Here is a 1,286-nt window from a genome sequence, read left to right as displayed (position 1 = left end):
GTCGGCTGGACAGCCACAGGTGGCCACGACCGCGCACCACGCCGGCCATGACGGTGGGAAGTGCGTCCGCGAGCCGCTCCGGGTGCAGCGGTCGCCGCGCCCGCCACACGACCGACGTCACGCCCAGGTCGGTACCAGGGCGCGAGGACGCCACGCTCACTGGATCCAGCCGGTTCCGCCATTCCTCAAGGGTGTCCGGTACGGGTCGCAGGAACGACGGCGGCAACGCCCCTGTTGTTTGCGGCTGTTGTGCGACATGGACGAGTGTGGCGGAGGGGTTGAGGTGGCGCGCCAGGGCGGCCACCCCGTCCGTTCGGCGGTCTTTGGGGCTCGGCTGGGCCGTCACGAGCACGCCGTGGGCGGCTTCCACCCTGCGGGCGGCCATCTCGGCCGGCGTCAGGGGGCTGGTGCGATCGGTACCGTCCCACAGACGGGCGGCCCGGTGGACGCATCCGAGTTCGGCCAGGAAGGCCGCTGGGTCAAGCCCTGCCACGACCGGGGCCGGGACGTAGTGATCGCCCAGCGCGCTGGCCCCGGTCCGCGGTCGCCACAACTCCACCAGGAATGGGAGGAGATCCAGCTCGTCGGAGAGGGCGAGGACCAGGCGAGGGGGCCGCATGGCGCGTCGTATGGCCAGCAGGTCCTGCCGGAGAATCACCACCGGGTCGCCGGTGGCCACCCGCGACATGGACTGCGACACGGACGGCGGTACTCCGGGACCGGCGACGAAGCGTTGTACAACGGGGTACCCGCTGTCCCGGCAGTGGATGGATGCGGACAGCACCACGGCGCCGGGCGAAGCGCACACCAGCGTGTCCACGGCGAGCCCCCGGGCAGCCGGGGTGTTCCCGACCACGATGCTCAACAGGCCCTTGGGCACTGGTACTTCCCATCAGTTGAAGCGGGCGACATGACGGGGCGCGGGTGCCGCGCGCAGCCGGTGTGGAAGAGTGCTGCCGTCCGGCATGCCGGCCAGGAGCCATGCGCCGACGAGGTCCGCGTCGGCTTCGGTGGCGATAGGGCCCAGGCGGGCGACGGGGCCGGTGGGGGTGCGGTCCTTCGCGCACGGCTGTACTGCGGCGTGCAGGCCCGCGGCCGGGGTGCAGCACAGCAGGCTGCCCAGGCATCCGGTGGCGACGAGGATGCCGTGCGGGCAGGCACGGACGGCGTCGCGCAGCCGGTCCATCACCAGTTCGCCCGTATCGCTCGGGCAGTTGGTGCAGGCGACCAGCGTGAAGGGGCGACTCGGGACACCCGGTGTTACGCGTTCATCGGTACGCCCTTCC

2 protein-coding genes are annotated in these 1,286 nt (G+C 72.0%); both read right to left on the bottom strand.

Annotated features, from left to right (window positions below; genetic code table 11):
* The coding region (locus tag AB0I10_RS41175) for a GTP-binding protein (protein ID WP_363157856.1) at positions 1 to 880 on the bottom strand (880 nt) is incomplete at its 3' end.
* Between the two features lie 12 nt (positions 881 to 892).
* On the bottom strand, positions 893 to 1,286 hold a 394-nt coding region (locus AB0I10_RS41170), incomplete at its 5' end, for a hypothetical protein (RefSeq protein WP_363157855.1).

It is taken from the genome of Streptomyces sp. NPDC050636 (assembly GCF_040654775.1).
Taxonomy (GTDB): domain Bacteria; phylum Actinomycetota; class Actinomycetes; order Streptomycetales; family Streptomycetaceae; genus Streptomyces.
This window is presented reverse-complemented; position numbering and strand designations above follow the sequence as displayed.